This is a genomic window from Ornithinibacillus caprae (genome assembly GCF_009728145.1).
Classification (GTDB): Bacteria; Bacillota; Bacilli; order Bacillales; family Amphibacillaceae; genus Ornithinibacillus; species Ornithinibacillus caprae.
This window is the reverse complement of sequence record NZ_WOCA01000009.1, coordinates 63,530-81,104: the sequence shown is the minus strand read 5'-3', so window position 1 is coordinate 81,104 and position 17,575 is coordinate 63,530. Positions and strand designations below refer to the sequence as shown.

Annotated in this window: 22 protein-coding genes; 2 read left to right on the top strand and 20 right to left on the bottom strand. The window is 36.3% G+C overall.

Translation table 11 applies throughout. The features are described 5' to 3' along the window. Positions 1–26 precede the first annotated feature (26 nt). Together GMD78_RS12475 and GMD78_RS12470 are read left to right on the top strand one after the other, a co-directional pair. Positions 27–272: a hypothetical protein gene (locus tag GMD78_RS12475; protein ID WP_155669148.1), complete on the top strand. Its 246-nt coding sequence runs from the start codon at positions 27–29 to the stop codon at positions 270–272. 144 nt (positions 273–416) lie between these two features. Then, the gene (locus GMD78_RS12470; RefSeq protein ID WP_155669147.1) at positions 417–764 is read left to right on the top strand and encodes a hypothetical protein; all 348 of its coding nucleotides are present in this window, start codon (positions 417–419) and stop codon (positions 762–764) included. Positions 765–1,012: 248 nt separating this feature from the next. Here the strand turns inward: GMD78_RS12470 and GMD78_RS12465 are convergent, their stop codons facing one another. From GMD78_RS12465 to GMD78_RS12365, 20 genes are all read right to left on the bottom strand, one after another. After that, on the bottom strand, positions 1,013–1,327 hold the full coding sequence (locus GMD78_RS12465; RefSeq protein ID WP_155669146.1) for a YolD-like family protein: 315 nt from the start codon (positions 1,325–1,327) through the stop codon (positions 1,013–1,015). 92 nt (positions 1,328–1,419) lie between these two features. Then, entirely contained in the window at positions 1,420–2,301 is an 882-nt protein-coding gene (locus GMD78_RS12460) for a hypothetical protein (protein ID WP_155669145.1), read from the bottom strand. Then, entirely contained in the window at positions 2,268–3,260 is a 993-nt protein-coding gene (locus tag GMD78_RS12455) for a HipA family kinase (protein WP_155669144.1), read from the bottom strand. The genes GMD78_RS12460 and GMD78_RS12455 overlap by 34 nt, the downstream gene beginning before the upstream one ends. 194 nt (positions 3,261–3,454) lie before the next feature. Beyond that, complete coding sequence (locus GMD78_RS12450) at positions 3,455–4,390, bottom strand: N-acetylmuramoyl-L-alanine amidase (protein WP_155669143.1); 936 nt, start codon at positions 4,388–4,390, stop codon at positions 3,455–3,457. After that, positions 4,390–4,644 (bottom strand): holin, encoded by a 255-nt coding sequence (locus GMD78_RS12445; RefSeq protein ID WP_155669142.1) that lies wholly within the window; start codon positions 4,642–4,644, stop codon positions 4,390–4,392. The genes GMD78_RS12450 and GMD78_RS12445 overlap by 1 nt, the downstream gene beginning before the upstream one ends. A 1-nt stretch (position 4,645) precedes the next feature. Continuing rightward, positions 4,646–4,945, bottom strand: coding sequence for a hypothetical protein (locus tag GMD78_RS12440; protein ID WP_155669141.1), 300 nt, complete (start codon positions 4,943–4,945; stop codon positions 4,646–4,648). A 62-nt stretch (positions 4,946–5,007) separates the two neighbouring features. Next, positions 5,008–5,202, bottom strand: a complete 195-nt coding sequence (locus tag GMD78_RS12435) for a hypothetical protein (protein WP_155669140.1) — start codon at positions 5,200–5,202, stop codon at positions 5,008–5,010. Between the two features lie 64 nt (positions 5,203–5,266). After that, a complete protein-coding gene (locus GMD78_RS12430; protein ID WP_155669139.1) occupies positions 5,267–5,512 on the bottom strand; it encodes a hypothetical protein in 246 nt (81 codons plus the stop codon). A gap of 19 nt (positions 5,513–5,531) precedes the next feature. Next, positions 5,532–8,309 (bottom strand): phage tail spike protein, encoded by a 2,778-nt coding sequence (locus tag GMD78_RS12425; protein WP_155669138.1) that lies wholly within the window; start codon positions 8,307–8,309, stop codon positions 5,532–5,534. Between the two features lie 225 nt (positions 8,310–8,534). Then, a complete protein-coding gene (locus GMD78_RS12420; RefSeq protein WP_196493808.1) occupies positions 8,535–9,218 on the bottom strand; it encodes a DUF4145 domain-containing protein in 684 nt (227 codons plus the stop codon). 100 nt (positions 9,219–9,318) lie between these two features. Then, positions 9,319–10,785, bottom strand: coding sequence for a distal tail protein Dit (locus tag GMD78_RS12415; protein ID WP_196493807.1), 1,467 nt, complete (start codon positions 10,783–10,785; stop codon positions 9,319–9,321). Between the two features lie 6 nt (positions 10,786–10,791). Then, complete coding sequence (locus GMD78_RS12410; RefSeq protein WP_155669135.1) at positions 10,792–13,245, bottom strand: phage tail tape measure protein; 2,454 nt, start codon at positions 13,243–13,245, stop codon at positions 10,792–10,794. 320 nt (positions 13,246–13,565) lie between these two features. Then, the gene (locus GMD78_RS12400; RefSeq protein ID WP_155669133.1) at positions 13,566–14,060 is read right to left on the bottom strand and encodes a hypothetical protein; all 495 of its coding nucleotides are present in this window, start codon (positions 14,058–14,060) and stop codon (positions 13,566–13,568) included. Positions 14,061–14,126: 66 nt separating this feature from the next. Next, positions 14,127–14,678: a hypothetical protein gene (locus tag GMD78_RS12395; protein ID WP_155669132.1), complete on the bottom strand. Its 552-nt coding sequence runs from the start codon at positions 14,676–14,678 to the stop codon at positions 14,127–14,129. Next, a complete protein-coding gene (locus GMD78_RS12390) occupies positions 14,679–15,095 on the bottom strand; it encodes a phage tail terminator protein (protein ID WP_155669131.1) in 417 nt (138 codons plus the stop codon). It lies immediately after the preceding gene. Next, positions 15,092–15,514, bottom strand: a complete 423-nt coding sequence (locus tag GMD78_RS12385) for an HK97 gp10 family phage protein (RefSeq protein WP_155669130.1) — start codon at positions 15,512–15,514, stop codon at positions 15,092–15,094. Before GMD78_RS12385 ends, GMD78_RS12390 begins: the two co-directional genes overlap by 4 nt. Continuing rightward, positions 15,507–15,839: a hypothetical protein gene (locus GMD78_RS12380; RefSeq protein ID WP_196493806.1), complete on the bottom strand. Its 333-nt coding sequence runs from the start codon at positions 15,837–15,839 to the stop codon at positions 15,507–15,509. The genes GMD78_RS12385 and GMD78_RS12380 overlap by 8 nt, the downstream gene beginning before the upstream one ends. Before the next feature lie 8 nt (positions 15,840–15,847). Beyond that, entirely contained in the window at positions 15,848–16,195 is a 348-nt protein-coding gene (locus GMD78_RS12375) for a hypothetical protein (protein ID WP_246187650.1), read from the bottom strand. Between the two features lie 13 nt (positions 16,196–16,208). Further along, positions 16,209–16,514 carry a hypothetical protein gene (locus GMD78_RS12370; RefSeq protein ID WP_155669128.1) on the bottom strand — a complete coding sequence of 102 codons (306 nt, stop codon included), beginning with the start codon at positions 16,512–16,514 and terminating at the stop codon, positions 16,209–16,211. A gap of 59 nt (positions 16,515–16,573) precedes the next feature. Then, complete coding sequence (locus GMD78_RS12365) at positions 16,574–17,566, bottom strand: major capsid protein (RefSeq protein ID WP_155669127.1); 993 nt, start codon at positions 17,564–17,566, stop codon at positions 16,574–16,576. Positions 17,567–17,575: the final 9 nt, after the last annotated feature.

The window sequence follows — 17,575 nt, the reverse complement described above, 5'->3', positions numbered from 1 at the left end:
ACTCACCTTAGAAGGGAGGGGTTGTTATGACAGACATTGAACAGGAGAGATGTAATAGAATAGCAAACATGTGTAGAGAAATTCTTGATACTGAGGAACCGTTTTATTGGCATTTAAATATGTCCGATACACAAAAAAATTACACAATAGATTTTCTGTTAAGAGCTGTTTTGGGCTTTGCTGAAAGAGAAGATAATGAATTATACTTAAAATACGTAGAAGAAAAGTTTAATGCAGCTTATAATAAAATAAAAACAAATTTAAATATGTAAGCTATCCCCCTCGATCGAGGGGGATATTTTATTTTTATAAATATTAATAATTTGTTTTAAAGGATTTTAAAACACTTTTGTTGAATGTATTATAGATATTTGTAAATGGTAGATATCATATTTTTTGAAAAAGAGGAGCAAACAATGCAAGCAATCAGATGTATGATCTATGACTGTTACAAAAAGCCTATAGCCAAAAACTTGTGTATGAGCCATTACAGTAGCTTTAATAAACAGAGAAAGATATGTCCTATCGAACTATTGGAATATGTTGAACAGATAAATAATAAGAAAAAATACATTGCTGAAAATTGGGATAAGAAAACATGCTTAATTAAGGATTGTGAAAACAAACCAAGATCAAGGCATTTATGTAGCAGTCATTATAGACACTATCTAAATAACAAACAGCCGTTATCATTAGAAGAGTTTGTGGAGTTGAAGAACAAAAAAGTAATTATTGAGGACAATAAAAATAAGCCTTCCATTTGATGGAGGGTTTTTTGCATTATAAAACGTCATTACATTTCCATGTTGGAATTTTTTGGTATAAAATAATAAAAGCTTATGAAAGGGAATGAGTATATGAAACATAATCCTGAAATAACTTTATTTATAAAGCACTTAGAACGACTGGAAAACGAATACTCTAATTGTACAAATGAAGATAGGATGATCAAATTAAGAGAAGAGATATTGTATTTTAATAAACTTATTTATGACTATGAAACGGAATCAAACTAATCAATCTGTACATCTAAAACATCATGTAAATTTATCTTCGTGAAGTCCTCAAACAGTATATACTTTTCTATCGCATCGATCTTCTTTAGCTTTCCAGTAACATAATGATAATCATGATCTTTATAATATTTCACTGCTACAGTAAGATTATTATGAATTGCAAGCAGTAGTTTGTTGTTAATTTCCTGCAACTCCTGATCATCAAGTACAGGTTTTTGTTTATAATGGTACTGTTTATCTAAGTCTCTAAGCATTTGGATGTGTTCTGGCATCATCATTGATGTCCATTTAATGGATCCTCTATCGTGCATTTTTTCACCCCTTAACAAGAACGTTTGTTCCTATGTTAGCATAAGAGATTAAATATGGCAAAATAAAAAAGCCCTCCTAAGAGAGCTTTTAACTAAGATATTTGTAATTCTTCAATATCATGAGCTTCTTTAGCAATTGTGGTAAACAATTGGTTTATTTCTACATTATTTTCTATATCTAACTTTACAACTTTATCATCAATATCAGATAAATATTCTAACATAGATTTAAAATCTTTATCTATTATATCAGACTTCCTGTAAAGCAAGTGAACTTTTCTCTCTGTTTCAAGATTTTCAAACATAAATTTAGTTTTAGCTAACCATTCTGTATTTCTAGATGGACCTTTTACAGAAGGTACCCCTTGCATATAATTCCAAATACCATTCTTATAACAAAAATCCACTTTTATTTTTACATTTTGTAGATCTTTAATTGGTCTAATTTCAAAATCACTTATCACTTTCTTGTTTAATAGTCGTCTATCTTCTAATAATTTCTTCATGTGTTTTTTAGTACTAATATGATTTTGATCAAGATTCAGGAATTTTTCACCTATATAGGTACAAAATAAACTTTTAAATAACCCTTCTAAATTTCCACTTAGTGAGAATTTAGGCCTCGTTAGGAACATTTTTTTATCGATGTAATGATCGTAAATTTTTTCAAGAAAATCATTTTGAGAAGGAGATCCAATTTGGACATCTCCAACAGTACCAAATAAATTATTGGAGCTTTCATCTAAATAATACTCAAGAACTTCTTTATAAGTTTTGTATATTTGGACGTCAGTTTCAGATTGAGTAACTGCCCGAATTTTTGGCGAGTTCTCGTTTACTAGTAGATACTTAGATAATGCATTTCCCTCTCCGTCCAATGAATGTAATAAAACTCCTACATTTACAACTTCACCTGCTAAGTCGTCCGCTCTATACCGAACTATACTGTACCAACTTGCCTTACGTTTTTCCATTCTAGAACACCTCCTCTATAATTAGAAAACGCTCCTCTTTCTGCTAGTCTCTGTATTAGCAGTTTGACTAAGCTTTTTTGTTTTAATATAAAACTTTTATAAAATGCTATTTGATTTTGTTTCTCCACATACCATTCATTTGGAATGATCTCTAACCAAGAATCGATTAATTCTTCATCGATAGATTCAATGTCATGTACTGTATCTTGAAAGGAGTGATTTGAAACATTTAATAAGTCTATAGACGCTTCTATATTTCTAAAAACTTCTCCCATTCCATTTGCTTGGCCTTGTTGGAGGTTGTTTCTTAATATTAGATTTATAAACCAATCTAAATATTGTACAGAATCATTGGGAGATCGTAAAGCATTAATTTTATCAGTATTCCAAACAGGACTGAAAAATGCATGTCCATGATCAATGGCGTATAACTTTCTTGAAGATCCATCATTTGATATTAGTAGATTTCCAGTATTTCCATATCGATCAAAATTAGCAATTAGCAGATCCAGAGCAAGAATTTTTGAGATATCACCACTATTAACAATATTATCGAAAAAAGCTTTCCAACTTCTGATAGTATAAGGTTTTCCCGTTTTTAATGCTTCTTCATAATTGGCTTTGAGATTTTCTTCCTTATCTTGTAATTCAATAGAAGCGAAGTGAATACCTTCTTGAAATTTATGTACGAACGTAATAGCAGGATCATTTTCAATCAATGTTGCATCAAGGTGCGCAATAGCTGCGTCCGCTACAGGAACACCTAAATAGTTTGCTATCTGATATGACAATACTTCGTTTAAAAACATGCAATCATGAATAACAGTTTTACCATCTTGCTTAACCTTTTGCTTCTTCATGATATAACGATTAAAATCGCTCCCAAGTACTAATGCAGGCTTGCTTATTCCTTCGCCAAGATAATCAAGTACTGTTTCTACTTCAATATTTTTAACCAAAAATACTTTCTCTCCCTCCTATAGCTTATCCTCTTTTGTTTAATTTTATGTCATTATGGAAGGGTATTCAATAGAAAGCAATGAAATAATTTATTAAAACACATAAAAGCCCCCTACTGTTTCCGCAGCAGGGGGCTTTTTTTAGATAATAATTTAACAAAAGTTAGTAGTTATTTTGTTATTTTAATTTATTATTATAGATTACCTTTGTTAAGTCTACGTTGCAACCCTTTAACCATCGTGCTAGGTCTACTGATTACCCCGTCAACACGGGTACCAAGATATTGTTGTAACTTACGTACAGTCTCAGGACCAATCAATCCATCCACTTTAGCACCGATTAATTTTTGTAACGCACGTATTACAGTGCTGCCACCCTTACCATAATGCACACCACTGATTTGTCTTGTAGTAGCTGTATTGTACTGACCACTAATGATACTATCTGCAGGTGTACCTAGATAGAGTTGTAGAGCCTTGGTGGTTAATGGGCCCCAATAGCCATCTACTTTTAGATTAGCTTTAGGCTTTTCGATGGTTTCACTTTTGACTTGTTCTTTTTTAGGTTCTGCTTTCTTCTTTTCTTCTGGAGCAACATACTTAACCCCTTCATCTCGACAAACAGCCTTTACTACACATTCATACATACCTTCACGATAAGACTTATCTTTCAATTTAGGGAAGTTAGGACCATCTAAGAAATCATACTCGACAATTGTTGTTCTTGTTGCACCTGTATCTCGATGCATGTAGTAATAATCTTTACCAGAAGCTAACATACGTGTAAATGTGCGCCTTACTGGATAACCAGCTTTTTTGAATTCTTCTTCTAGTAGCTTCTCGAACTTTCCATCCGAGTAAATAGAATGGATAAACTCTACCCCAGCTCCACCACCAGCATTATAATGATGCGAAATACATTTGGCATGTTTTTTAACTTTATTAGTACGTTCATTTTGAGATAAAGTCACATCTGAAGTACGAGTCATAGCACTATCAATGCCTAACTCTTTTAATCTAGCATTGACATATTTAGCAGCTTCAAGCGTCCAAACTTTTTCTTGTTGATCATTTTTGACTGCTCCTGGATCAGATCCGCCATGACCTGCATCATCAATTCGATTTGCCATTACTTTTCATCCCCTTTCGACTTTTTGCTTAACTCAAATAACCCTACAGAAGCTAGACCAGATATCCCACCAGCCCAAACTCTCTCACCTAATCCAATGTCCACAAAAAAAGCAGCTGCACCTAATCCGATGCCGACTGCCATTGCCATTACTGGTAAATATCTTTTGTTTACTCCTGTTGCGCTTTTTACTGCTTGTACCACACCGCTTGTTACTGGTGCGATTACGGATGCAATTGCTAGGATTTCGACCACATCAAACACCTCCTTCCATGTTGTCTATCCTTTTATGTGCTTGCTTTGATGATTCTTCTACTCTTGTAACACGTTCACCTAATGCTCCTATTTGCCTTTCATTAGCTCTTAAATCAATTCGAATGGAATCAACTCCGTTACTAATATTGTCTAGCTTTGTTTCAATTACTGCTTCTCTTGTTGCATCGTTTTTTACGTTTTTTTGTTGCTCGTTTTGTTGTTTTTGTTTATTAAGTTGATATCCCATAATCCCAATAATAATTGATGCTAAGGATATCAAGACTCCAATTTCAATTGACATGTTCGACCCCCTAATATAAATAACCCGTCATCAATCAAGATGACAGGCTAAGGATGTTAATACTATATAAAAGTTATCTGATACCAAACATACAAACCTAGTAGTGTTACTAAGCCCATTATTATTCTTCTAAACTCTCGATGTATGGATATATTCTTTAAAATAATTGATACTAATCCTGAGAAAGCAAGAAGTATCAAAACTAGTATTGCGATGTTCAAAGCAAAACCATTTATAGTTTGTTGTAAATCTTCCAATTCATCCCCTCCCATTACCTATATCGGATGGTGGACGGGGTTATTTAAAACATAAAAAATACGCCTATACAGCGCTACTTACTTCAGGATCATCCTCTACTGGATCACTATTTAATAATTGATTTATTTTTTCAATGACAATAGGCTTCAACGTTTGAATATCTTCGGAACCGTTGTATTCAGACGGAGGTATTAATACATTTCCACTCAGATTTATTTGAGTATTACTTATACCTCTAAAGTAAACATTCGCACTTTCAATTTCTTCATTTACATAATTAAGCTTTACATTCGTAATACGTAAGGACATTTAAATACCCTCCATTTCTTTAATTGTAGCCAGTAATTCCTTGTATATATTTAAAAAGTGCATCCTCAGGTTGGTAGATTGTAGGGTACTCATATGGTATTAGTTGCACCCCATCTGCTAAGGTTCTAATGTCTTCGCTATTGTCCAGTCTTATCCGTAAATAAGCTGTGTTTTGAGGTAGGTTATGAATCGTAGCCCCTACCCTTTTCCAAAGATACGGTTCGTTGGGATTTATCGTAATACTTACATTTGCTACACTAGAACTCTGTATTAGGTTGAACTCCCAATCATAAGCATGTACCAACAACCTCGAAGTAACAGGGGCTGATGTATCTTCGTATGCAGCAAAATAGACACTTACTGTGTACGGCCGACCAGTAAGCATATTAGCAATATTTAAAGGTACATATTGTTTCCAAAAATAACGATTTTCTAGAATTGCCGCTTGATGACCAAAATGTGCTCTTTGGAATTCACTAGTATTTAAAGTAGATTGGATACGCGCGTATTCTCTTGCTCCTTGAATATCCCACAAAAAATAGTTACCCATACGATCAACATCAACTCGCCTTGTAGCATGCGACCAAGAACCAGTCCCTAACGGTACTAATTCAAAACTATGGTCGTTAACCATATTACTGGCTCCATAGATTAACGATTCTAATTGTGTGTTTTCATCAATTATTCTAAATCCTCCACTATCAACCAATATCCCATTATCATCTATTAAAGTATTGCCAGCTCTAAATTCGCCACTAAATGATCCCGTTGCCCCTTCTAGATGACCTCCGAAGGTCACATTTCCATCCTCCACTATGAACTGACCGTTTCCTAAATTCATAGTTACGCCTCTTATATCTCCTGCTGTAACATTGCCTAAGTCAGCACTTAATGCTGAAAGTTTGAGTACGTTAAGTACATCTACAGTCATTTGCGCAGTATCCCAAGTGCTACCGTTCCATTTTTTTATGGCAATTACTTCTCCTGCTGAATTAGTTTGGAACCAGGTGCCATTTACTGCAGGATTGCTCGGCTCATCAGGTCCCATATATGCTATCCCATCTTTTCCAGACGGTCCTTGTTCTCCTTGGGGGCCTTGATCCCCTTTATCACCTTTAGGACCCTTGAATAATGCCCAAGTGTACTTACTAGGATCTGTGCTATCACTTTGGACATAATCTGTGTAAGTCCCAATATAAGATTTATTTGTTGGATCAGTTGTCGAAAACCCACTTGTACCGTCTGAGCTAGTGGCATACGCAGTGTGGAGATAAGGGGTTCTGCCGTCCTCACCTGGCTGTCCTGGTATACCCTGGTCACCTTGCAAGCCCTTTGTTTTCGTCCATTTATACATGGAAGGGTCTGTTGAATCGGTAGAATTCGAATCTACGTACATACCGATATAATCTCTATTAGGGTTATTAACACTAAAGTCAACAGTTCCATCAGAACTATTTGCATAAGCTATATGAGTATAGCTTGGTAACCCGTCTTCACCAGGTGGACCTTGAATACCTTGGTCACCAGGATCTCCTTTTTCTCCTTTAATCGTGTGCCAGTCACTACCGTCATACAGATTCATCTGTGGAGGGTTTTTAGACGTGTCCACCCACTTGTCTCCTTTAGTGGGGTTTTCAGGAGGAGTATCCTGTTCTGGTATTACCTTTTCCGCATATTCTTGTAACTGTTGTTCCGATATCTTTTGAGACAATGCCTTTTGCATACTCCTAAACAGTGCCATCACATCTGCTTCTTCAAATTCGATAAAGTCACCAAGAATATACTTTTTCTGTGATGGGTTAGATAGACTCCGTTCAACTGACTTCACTCTTGCTTCTAGATATAATGCTGGTGTATACGAGGTATCTTTAATACGCACAGTATCGCCTTTACGTACCTTCTCATGGTCAAATCCAAAAATATGTTCTATGGAAGCTTGATCTGCTTCATATTCCACAACAGAATTAACACGCTTTTTAAGTTCTGTTTCCCCTAATGAACGTAATCTTTCTTCAGTCATTTCTTCATCTACTGACTGTGGCTCATAAATACCCCATAAGTGTTGTGGATTATTACTTGGTCTACCCCAACGTTTACGTGCATCTTCATCTGTTACAATTACTTTTAACCTTGTACCATCTTCACGTTCAGGTCCATAACATTCCAAAGCTGTTATAATATCAGACCTTTCACGTCTTTTTACTCCTATTAGGTCTTTGCCAACCGTAATTTCTTTCCCATTCCAGGAGCCTTGACGCTCAACCAAATCAACATATCGGCCAGTTACCTTACTTCCTTCTGTCTCGATACGGAAGTTTAATTCACCTTCAAAAGTTTTGGCACCTGTTTTTAGTACAGAAAATGGATAGGAGGTATTTTCAACCGGAATAGTACGAATACCTAAGTAGTCTGTTTTCCCTCTTTGCCAACCGGTACCTAAAAGAATAGTATCTAAAAAGGTATTTACTGTAATGCCTTCAAACACTTGAGGTTCTATTGTTTTGTCCTTTTTTAAATCCTCAACAAAGGATGCGATAGTATACACTTCTTTATTTTGTTCATGTTTAAGGGATTCGTTAATGATGAACTCACGAAAGTCTCCATCTTCTCCAGGTATAATGACTCGATTTCTCTGTTGGACATTCTCACTATTATCATATGAAACTATGAAGTTAAAATACTCTACGTAATTTTCTAGACTACTAAAATGAGTATCATTCCAAAATTTCTTTTTCTTGTTACTATAAAAATCAACTATTTCATCTGACTGATGGTGCAAAACATCTATAGTAGACAAATTTATCACCTCCTACAAATAGAAAAAGCAGCTACCCTAATAGGGGCTACTTTTTTCTGGACATTGATCTTTTTCGAAAAGTAGGTTTCCATCCTTTGACCAATATTGAATTTTTTCCTTTATTGGATTTTCAATTGTGTCTCCGCTTCCCGTCACTACATTTAACTTTATAACTTCTATAATCTCAGCCTTTTTACAAGGAGTACTCATTCTCTTCCCACCAATCTAGTTCATTTCATCTAAATACCTTTTAGCAGCTATATCCATAGAGATATAATGAACAACCACTTCAATAAGAATTTTTAAATCATTAACATCTTTATCTTCCCACTTCCTAAGATAATGCGCTTCATCGTTCCCTAGCCAAGCTGCTCTCTTTGACATTTGTTTTATACGTTCATTTTCTAACTGATCAATACACTGGCTCAAAGGCATCCTAAAATACCTTTCTTTCGATTCTTTACCTTTATCCGAATGCAAAAATACTAAATAATCTTTTATTAAAAATTCAAGTGCTTTTCGGTAACCTAGTCCGGAAATATGATTTAAATCATCCTGTTCGGCTTCATATGACTGATTATAAATCTCAGCGAAATTTGATGATACTTTTTTTATATCTTCATTAAACTCTTTCTCAACATGTCTGTGGGGAGTGGTCCTTTTTAGTTCGAACGGTTCTGTTCCTTCTGTTCTATGATAATAGCATATCATTAAACTGTTACATTTAAGATTAGTGCATTGAAACACAGCTTCCATTTCATTATCAAATCCCATTTTTCTGTTTACATATACTAAAGAAATGAAAATGGGCTCGATGTTCTTTTGACACAACCCACAATAGTGCGGAAATTCATCTAGCCGGCAGTTTGAATCTACATCTTTCATTTTAAAATAAACAGTCCTTGTCACTTTATCATCTCCTCAAAATATATCTCCCCCTATTCTATCAAATAATTAAGCTCTAAAATAACTCTTGTTAATTATTCATACCTTAGCCTAAATTCACTTCCTACTTATAAGCTGGTCTATATCTTAGACTTGTATCAAAAGCATCCTCTGGGAAAGTAAATAAATGATTCTCTCCTGGATCCAGTCCAAAATAATTAGCACCAAATGCTTTCATATCAGTTCTAGGCTCATCATTAATCATGACTAATTCCTTCTTTGCATCAACCAAAATTTTATCTCCTGCATGTGCAATGTAAGGAATTAAACTATCATCAAGTAATAACGTGTTATTTTTTCTTACTCTCAACCCTATAGCTTGCATATTCAATGATGGGTTTGAACCGTATTTAGCAAAATATAAAGCGACTTGGCGAATTGGTCTTTGGAATTCTATAACCTCAGAAGTAATGTCTTCAGCATGTCTAGCATGAGCTTCTCCATCTCTAACTTGCCAAGTACGAGCGGAGTACTTATTCCCTTCACGTTTCAACTGTATGTTTAAAGGACGACTACTAAAAACGGTTGATTCAGATCCAGAATCCCCTGGATAGTCCATTACTCTTGTTCTTCGGTAATTTTGGCCATCATTCATTCTAACTAACACGCGTGCGTTTCTTGTTCCCATACGAGTGTTTATAAGCCCTATAGAAGCAACGATCTTATCGTTCTCATCTAAAAATAATGCAAATACTTTACCTATCCCATTCCCATTGCTATATAACGAAGTTCCAAAAGTTATTTGAAAATCACCAATTTCTTCAGGTAAGGACCTTCTAATAGCTGGACCATACCAACCAGAACGCTGAGTTCCAAATGATGTTGGTGAGAACGAAGTTCCGCCTACTACACCAACCGTTCCATTGCTTACATATCCTCCTGTTACTTCATCATCAAAAAAGAACCCCTCAGTCATAGGTGACCAACCTACAAGGGATTCCATTGGATAAAACACAACTTCTGGGTATTGTTCTATAGCCTGCTTATCAATGTCAAATGGTTGTCCAATCATAAAAAAATCCTCGTCACCTTTTGCTACCATAAAAGAAGTAACGCTCTCTTTTGCAGTTGCTTCCATGATTGGATAAGTTTCTGCAGTTCCTTCGTTTTCAACAGTTGCTGCATCTGATAGGTTGAGTGACTTTTCTGGACCGTATTTGTATGGATCTGGACAAATAAAATTTATTGTTAGTATTGAGAATGAAACAAATTCTTGTGGATCCACTCCCCCATCAACCATAGCAAAATACGTTCTATTTGGTTGGTTATCGAAGACTAATGGCATTACTTCATCTTTAATAAGCCATTCTGCTAATTCTTCAGATTTGGCTTGTAAGTCTTCTTTGCTTACTCCTTCAATAAGAAGTTTAACGGGCATGATTATAGGTTCAGTTTCTATGTTTTGAACATGTCCACCAGCCATACCAGCTACTTTTAAAATATTCACCTGACGATTAGCCCAATATGGTCGACCACGTTCCAAAACACTAACATATTCTTTTCTAATTGAATTGAAAGTTAAGCTATTCACCAATAATCACCCCTTAAACGCTTCTCTTATGGCGTTTTTTCTTTTTTGTTCTTCTGAAATGATAGATTCTAACGACTTACCAACTATACGATCATTTAGAACAACCGATAGATCCTGACCTTTTTCTACTGCTTCAGCAATTCTCTCTAGTAATGGGATAACTTCTTCTTTGGACAACTCTTCATCACCAGTATTCAATTGATCAGCAAACTTACTTAACATCAATTCATTTATAGGCACAATATTAATAACCGATTCAGCCCAACGACCACTTGTAACCCAATCCAATTTTTCTGCAATACCGTTGTCTTTAACTTCAGCACTCCACCCAGTTGCCTTTAATATCATTTTCCCAATTTTGCCTAAGACAGAGTCTTTAAGTGGAATTATCGCTTCTGCTCCTGCTTCGCCTACTCCTTGCAAACCTGCATTATTAGTGTCAAATATTGTAGGTTTATTAAAAATACCACCTTCAGCATTCCAAGAAATGCCGATTTTAGGTACCTTAGGTGGTGCCAAAGAAAATTCACCTTCAATAGAAAACTTTGGTAACTTCGGTTTAGGTATTTTAATTTTCATCTTGTCACCGATATTAGAAAAGAACCCAGTAATTTTGTCCACTGTTTCTTTCACTTTGTCTCGAGCAGTCTCAATCGGATTAGTGATTGCGGATTTCACTTCTCCAAAGATAGTAGACACCTTAGTTCTCATTTCGGAAAACTTATTCTGTACCCCAGTTACGATTTTTCCTATCGTATTAGAAAAGAATTTAGAAATATTCCCTAATATTTTTGAGATTAATTGCTTCGTATTTTCTAGCTGATTACCAATAGCGTCCTTCATTCCTTTAAAGTCGCCCTTTACCAAGGACTTCAAAAAGTCGAGCGCATTTTTAAAGGTGTTTCGTATAAATTTCAGGACCGCCTGTATGTTTTCTTTTCCCATCTCCATGTATTTTCGAATGGTATCAGTGACAGATTTGAATTTTCCGTTGGTAACCTCGTCTATCCAATTTAGAGCCTTATTAAAGAGGTCCTCTAGATTTGAGAAGAAATTGGAGAAAAACTCTATTAAAAATCCCCAAATTTCAATTGCTTTTTCTCTTATGGTGTCCCAATTTTTCCATACAGCAATTCCTATAGCTATAAGTGCTGCAATCGCTGCTACGATCCCAAAGACAATTCCTGTTAAAGGCAATAAACCAATATTTAATGCTGCAGCTGCTCCCGCTAAACCTGAAAACATACCAATCAATGAACCTAATACCATAAGTAGTGGACCAATACCAGCCGCTATAGCTCCAATAATTAATACTACTTTTTGACCAGTAGGACTTAAGTTGGCGAACCAGCCAGTTACTTTTTCTACTGCGCTTATCACCTTAGGTAACCACTCGTCAGCAAGCTTCAACAATATGTCGCCTACTGGTTGTAGTCCATCTTGTGCTTTATTTTTTAATAAGAGCATTTTATCTCCAAAAGATTGCGTTTCTTCACCCGTTCCTTCGATGAGTCCCTGTGAATCTTCCAAACCTTTCCCTAGCTCTTCAAGAGATGGCATTACCCCGCTTCTGATTGCTGTTGTGATTCGCTGTGCACCCTCTGCACCAAACACTTCACTTACTATGGATAACGCTTCTGTTTCGGATTCCGCATTTTGCATTTCGTCAATAATGTTTTGAAGTTCCTTCTTAGCATCCTTGCCTTCATCTGCCCAATTACGAAATGCTTTATTTAGTCCGGGCATAACACGAGTAACCTGTATTCCGCCCTTTTCTAATTTACCGAATAAATCTGCTGCTTCATCCATAGTAAAGCCTGCATTTTGTAGAACGGGTCCAAATTTTGTTAAATGTCCCGTTAAAGCGTTTAGAGATACACCATAATCTTGTGTTGCTTTAAATAATTTATCTAGGTACTCTTCTCCCTTTTCTGCAGGTATCTGCCATTGAACAAGCGCATTACCAAAAGCATTGGCATTAGAAACTCCATCTTCTCCTAACATTCTAGAAGCTTCTAATACATTTTTTGTTAACCCCTGTAATACCTTACCAGTAGCACCTGTCATAGTGTTTAATCCCGCAATAGCATTAGAGGCGGTATCGGCATCTACTGGAATATCGGTGAACACTTCTCGAAAATCTTCTTTCAAACCTTCTAGATCTTTACCTGTTGCACCTGTACCAACTCGAATATTATTAAAAGCCTTGTCCATACTATCTGCAGCTACAAAAGCCGCCGTACCAATCGCCATAATTGGAACGGAAACATTCTTAGTCATACTGCCACCAATAGATTTCATCTTTTTACTGGTCTCATTAAACTTTTTGGTTACATTTTGAGCTGTTTTTTTAGCTTTGTCATCTAGACCTTCGAAATCATTCTTTATACCTTTGATAGCACTTTTCATCCCATTAGCTTTCGCAACAAAGGAAGCTTGCAACTCTCTTATAGTCGCCATGATTTACCTCCCTTCAAGTCGTTTTGTCTTCTCGAAATCCCACTCGTATACCTTGTCAGCGGTTTTCTTGTTCTGTGGATTAAGTGACTGTTCGAACTCCTGTTTCGCTCTCAAGTATTGTGGATCAGGCTTACTAAATTGAGGGTGTGAAAATACATTTGATAAATAATTAACCCACATTTGGAATTTCTCTTTTTCTAACTCCTTATCATCTCTTTCCAATGCCATTTCCATATACTTGAACAGTTCCACAGCAGGACTAGAAACGACTTCATTACGTCCACCTAATTCTTTTGCTAATTTAAAAACAAATACTTCAGTTAGGCTGGTTTCGTCTCTTTCTTTCCTAGGAACTGACTTAGGTTGATCCTTGCTTTGGTGACGGCTAAAGACTTTTTTGCGCGCTTAATCAATTTATCCATGTCATTTACTTCAAGAATTGCGTCATAAATATCAAATACTACTTCGACTTTCTGAGTCATGAGCTTCTCTAACTCAATTCCCGACAATACCGATAGAAGCTTAAACGCCTGTTCTGGTATTCTTAGAAGTAACGTTTCGAATGCTCCTAGAGTCGCTTTGAATAATCGAGCGCTAGTTTCATCGTCCATATTTTCAGCTTCTACACCCTGTTCTTGGGCAGTATCGAATGCCTCTTCCAGTAATGCTTGTAGCCCTTCATCTTTCTGAGCAAGGATAAAGATGTCATTGATCACTTTGAGTGTCTCTGATATTTGAATTAGATCTAGTTCTTCTATTTCGTGTTGAATGGTTTCAACAACGTTGTCTTTTTTAATCTTCAATGCTATCTTCATTACGATTTCCTCCTTAAAAAAAGAATAAAAAAGAGCCCTAGTTAAGGACTCTTGTTCATTTTTGATTTATACTGCATTCGGATCTGTGCCACCACGGTAGAAGAAGTTACCTGGTTTAGATGCGTCAAACCCTTCTCGTGGCATCATAGTTAGTGTCAATGGAAAATTACCTTGCTCATTTGCATATCCACGTGTCACACCGCCGATGGAAGCCATATTGTAGATATTAAAATCTTGAGATTTTTCTTCAACAGGAAGAACCCTTGGATGAATGTTAACTTTTCTACCTTTAACTTTCGTTCCGATTTTACCATCCATATGACCTACAACTTCACTAGAAGTTGCATCGGTAATGTTTTCAGTAACACCCAAAGCAAGCTCTAAAATATCAGCAGACTCTTGGCCAACAACGATAGTCAATTGACCTTCCCAACCTGTTAACCTACGCTCTACAATCGTATCTCCAAAATCTTGGAAAGTTATATCCGCAAACAAAGGAGTTAATGTTAATTCTCCGCCTTCTGCTTGTAAATAGTCTTTTCCGTCGAATTTTATAACATCTTCACCCTCGCCAATAGTTATATCGGCTAAGCCAAAGACATATTCCTTTTGGTCCATCTAATCATCCTCCTTTATCTCTTTCAAAGTAACATCAAAGTTAATACTGTATTCCATAATTTCATCTTTCACTCCAACAGGGATCGGTTCACTACTAGCCATAATAGTAAAAACGTGAAATTTTCTAGTTAAAACAACTTCACCATCTTTTTCATATTCAGTAGAAACAACAAAATTAATTTTATTATGAAATGCTTGAAATGTTTGTTCGGCCGCAAATTTGGCAAAATCCCAATCGGATGAGCGAATATACACTTGATAAGACGGATAACGATACTGTGTATCATATTGATCGGGAGGGAATCCAGGCGTTGAATACACGGTTCCTGTGTTGTCATCGGCTGTTCGGTAGTCGATTGTCCACGTCAAATCAGGAACAACACCTTTCAACTGATTCATTAATGCTTCTTGAATCATGGATTTGTTCCTAGAATTCGTTTTAAGGCTCTCTCGTTCATCTTGTCATAATCCTTGCTGATAGCCTTAATTGCATTTTCTAAATATTTTGGTCCAGGTGTATATCCTCGCCAAGCAGGTTTCCCTGCAGTGCCTTCACCGATTCCTGGTTCTTCATGTCTTCTTAATGCATAAACAACATTTGTCCCCCCACGAACAACAATCGAATCCCCTTCTTTAACCGCCTTATCAAAGTTTATTGAATCTTCTAGATTACCCTCAGCATGATGAACAAGCGCTTTTGTGCCTTCTTCTGCTAGCATTCCGAACTTCGTATATTCTTCTAGAACAATCTTCTCCACGTTTTCACTCATGTTATCTAGAAGCTGAGTAAACTCTTTTAAACCTTTCCACTCAATATCAAAGATATCATCAGCCATCGACAAACACCGTCCTATAATAGACTTTGGTGCCAGCTAGATTAGTAGCTTCTTCTTTTGCTCGAATGGTACCTTCTCCTGAGCTTCCTCCAACCGTCACATAACCAATATCAGTTCCAACTTTCGGATTTATTCCAGGTGGAACATCAATTTCAATTGCTACTTCGTGTTCTCTACCTTTGGGGTCCTTTACAATTTGCGATTTGAACTGTACCCGCGCTTTTGTAGTAATGCTTTTCGCAATTATAGCTTTGCCGTACTTATCCGTGACTGGCTTGCCATCAGTATTTAACTTGGGTAAATGAATAGTAGCCTTTTGTTTCATTGGAGGTCTCATATTAATCGCCCCACAGTAGCTTTATTGTTCTTCGGATTACCAAGAATTGAAACAACCTCAGGCGAAATATTAGTACCCTCAAAAGTAACAGACACACCTTTAACCGAGTAGGATTTCACCCCATGGCGCTTTAGTTTGGAATACTCCTCATCTTCACCCTCAAGCATATACAAAGACTGCAAAGCAACGACTCTGACACTCAACTTGGACTCATCATAATTATCTTTAAGTAACTCACTAGCATTAAAAATTAGCTTGTCTTGTTCTGATACTTCCATTTCCTTATAGAGATCGTTGCCATACATCTTCTCTAAATAATCCTTCACTTCTTGATTAGTAATCATATAGATCACCAACTTATTGGTTTTCTAGAATAAAGTTGATACGCTTTTCCTCGTTGGTAAGCTCTGATAGATCGCCTTCCAATTGTTCAACAATAGCCTTTTGTTCATCAGCGCTCAACTTCTTAATGGATGCCTCCGTGTACATATCTTCACCTTTGCCATTACCAGCAGCACCTTCTCCATCATTTTCTTTCGGATCTACAGCTTCTACTTTATCACCAAGACGTTTAGCCTCTTCTTCAGTTAACTCAACTTCATTATCAGTTTGAATTACTTTCCCATTTTTTACTAAATATGCTTTAGCAATATATTTTGGCATATCAATGCCCTCCTTTAATTTCTAGAGTAATAAAAAGCAAAGTCATAAGACTCTGCTTTTTAAACATCCATAATAACGATTGATTGCGGACGTTTTAACGCAGGGAATACTGTTTCACCAATAAAAATAGATTGACTTGGTGGATTAGTTTCCCTGATTTCAGTAATTGAGTAAATACCAGTTTCATAGTTTTTCTCAACTGTTGGACCAACATAAGTTTCTCCTAGATCTTCACCAAGGAACACTACCTTATCATCATCTAATAGAGCTGCTTCTCCAACACCATCAATGTCTACTACATCATCGTTAATTTCATAAGATGGTAACCCAAGTGCATTAAAAACATTCACTAAATCATTTTTGGTAAGTAAACGTTGTCCGTTATTTTCTCCATATACTTGAACACGGATCTGTTCACTTTGAAGCAAATGAGCTTCTGTAGCGCTAGTCATGTGCATCACACGAGGCTTACGACGCTTGTTTGCTTTTTTGTACTGTTCAACCCCTGCTTGTATATCGGTTAACGGTTTAGACGTTGGATCAGACCATGGAGTTGTTACAGTTAATTTATTTTCTGCTGGAATATCAAAGTCAACAGAGATGTGAATGTCGTTCTCTTCATCGTCATAGTTAAGCACCCCGTTATAAACAGCCTGCGCCCTCATGTATTCCTCTGTGTCATAAACACCTTGAATTAGGTCATCTGTAGTGTCATAAACATACTCAACCACTTGCGCTTTTTCTTCATCATCACGCGGGCGATTGAAACGCAACAATTCTTCCTCATCTAAACGAATACCATGCTGTACTTTTGCTACAGAACCAAATGCTTTTTCAAGTTCTTTTTTGTCACGTAATGGAGCTGAAGCATTAAATCCTGTAATGGATGCAGCACGACCATACTTCCCATTAATTACGTTGTATGAAAAATTGATATCCTTAATTGACTTTGTTGGTAGAACATTACGCAGCTTATAATCTTTCGCTGCTGGTACGTTTTCCACATACCCCTGAAATTCTTCTCCTTGAAACTCTTCTAAATGTAATGGCATGTTTGTTTT